This window comes from Shigella sp. SIG3, assembly GCF_053555855.1.
Genome location: NZ_JBQZXE010000213.1, coordinates 1 through 2477, shown reverse-complemented (window position 1 = coordinate 2477; position 2477 = coordinate 1). Strand labels below are relative to the sequence as shown.

The following is a 2477-nucleotide window of genomic DNA, read 5'->3' as shown; positions in this document are numbered from 1 at the left end:
GCAATAAGTTATGTTTTTAAATTGAGGGCATTATTATGAAAAAAATACCCTGCGTGATGATGCGAGGTGGAACCTCGAGGGGCGCGTTCCTGTTAGCGGAACATTTACCCGAAGATCAAACGCAGCGCGATAAAATATTGATGGCAATTATGGGTTCCGGTAACGATCTGGAAATTGACGGTATTGGCGGCGGTAATCCACTGACCAGTAAAGTCGCCATTATTAGCCGTTCCAGCGATCCGCGTGCTGATGTCGATTATCTGTTTGCTCAAGTTATCGTCCATGAGCAACGTGTCGATACCACGCCTAACTGCGGCAATATGCTGTCTGGCGTAGGGGCATTCGCCATTGAAAATGGTTTGATTGCAGCGACTTCGCCAGTTACCCGTGTACGTATCCGCAACGTCAATACGGGTACGTTCATCGAAGCTGATGTGCAAACGCCAAATGGTGTTGTCGAGTACGAGGGTAGCGCCAGAATTGACGGCGTACCGGGTACTGCCGCACCGGTTGCGCTCACTTTCCTGAATGCCGCTGGAACGAAAACCGGAAAAGTTTTCCCGACTGATAATCAGATTGATTATTTTGACGATGTCCCGGTGACCTGTATCGATATGGCGATGCCAGTCGTCATTATTCCGGCTGAATATCTGGGAAAAACAGGTTATGAATTACCGGCGGAACTGGATGCCGACAAAGCATTATTAGCCCGCATTGAATCTATCCGGCTACAAGCGGGTAAAGCAATGGGCTTAGGTGATGTCAGTAATATGGTTATCCCTAAACCTGTGCTTATTTCTCCAGCGCAGAAAGGCGGGGCAATTAATGTGCGTTATTTTATGCCGCATTCTTGCCATCGCGCGCTGGCGATAACCGGTGCTATTGCTATTTCCAGTAGTTGTGCATTGGAAGGCACCGTCACCCGACAAATCGTCCCTTCTGTAGGATATGGCAATATCAATATTGAACACCCCAGTGGTGCGCTCGACGTTCATTTAAGTAATGAAGGTCAGGATGCCACGACGTTACGCGCATCTGTTATTCGGACAACCAGAAAAATATTTTCCGGTGAAGTTTATCTTCCCTGAAAAAATTCGTTGTCAGGATAAGGACAATCAATAAAGGACTTCTGTATGAGTCATACAGAAAGAACAGGATTTTAAATGAATAAGAAATCGTTATGGAAGCTAATTCTGATATTAGCGATCCCATGTATTATTGGTTTTATGCCAGCTCCGGCAGGATTAAGCGAACTGGCGTGGGTGCTTTTTGGTATTTACCTGGCGGCCATTGTGGGTCTGGTTATCAAGCCTTTCCCGGAACCTGTCGTACTGTTAATTGCCGTTGCTGCCTCAATGGTGGTGGTCGGTAACTTATCCGACGGTGCGTTTAAGACCACCGCCGTATTAAGCGGTTACTCTTCAGGTACTACCTGGCTGGTGTTCTCGGCGTTTACCTTAAGCGCCGCATTTGTGACCACCGGTTTAGGTAAACGTATTGCCTATCTGCTGATTGGTAAAATCGGTAACACCATGCTGGGTCTGGGTTACGTTACGGTATTCCTCGATCTGGTACTGGCTCCGGCAACACCGTCTAACACCGCGCGTGCGGGCGGCATTGTGTTACCGATCATCAACAGCGTGGCGGTGGCTTTGGGGTCCGAACCGGAAAAAAGTCCGCGTCGTGTCGGACATTACCTGATGATGTCCATTTACATGGTCACCAAAACCACCAGCTATATGTTCTTTACCGCAATGGCGGGGAACATTCTGGCGCTGAAAATGATCAACGACATTCTGCACCTGCAAATTAGCTGGGGTGGATGGGCGCTGGCCGCCGGATTGCCGGATTGCCGGATTGCCGGATTGCCGGATTGCCGGATTGCCGGGCATCATTATGCTGCTGGTCACCCCGCTGGTAATTTACACCATGTATCCACCAGAAATTAAAAAGGTGGATAACAAAACCATCTCTAAAGCGGGCCTTGCCGAACTGGGACCGATGAAAATCCGCGAAAAAATGCTGCTCGGTGTCTTTGTGCTGGCGCTACTGGGCTGGATTTTCAGTAAGTCTCTGGGGGTTGATGAATCCACTGTGGCAATCGTTGTTATGGCGACCATGCTGCTGCTGGGTATCGTTACCTGGGAAGACGTGGTTAAAAATAAAGGCGGCTGGAATACCTTAATCTGGTACGGCGGTATTATCGGCTTAAGCTCCTTATTATCGAAAGTTAAATTTTTCGAATGGTTAGCTGAAGTCTTTAAAAATAACCTGGCATTTGATGGTCACGGTAACGTTGCTTTCTTCGTTATTATTTTCCTCAGCATCATCGTGCGTTATTTCTTCGCTTCCGGTAGTGCCTATATCGTTGCTATGTTACCTGTATTTGCCATGCTGGCGAACGTCTCCGGCGCACCGTTAATGTTAACCGCGCTGGCACTGTTGTTCTCCAACTCCTATGGCGGCATGGTTACTCA

1 protein-coding gene and 1 pseudogene are annotated in these 2477 nt (G+C 48.2%); both read left to right on the top strand.

Annotated elements, in window-relative coordinates:
• Positions 1-35: 35 nt before the first annotated feature.
• The gene (locus tag ACUU1I_RS20195) at positions 36-1088 is read left to right on the top strand and encodes a 4-oxalomesaconate tautomerase (protein ID WP_000723652.1); all 1053 of its coding nucleotides are present in this window, start codon (positions 36-38) and stop codon (positions 1086-1088) included.
• A gap of 75 nt (positions 1089-1163) precedes the next feature.
• Positions 1164-2477 (top strand): annotated as a pseudogene (locus ACUU1I_RS20190) (anion permease); the annotation flags it as partial.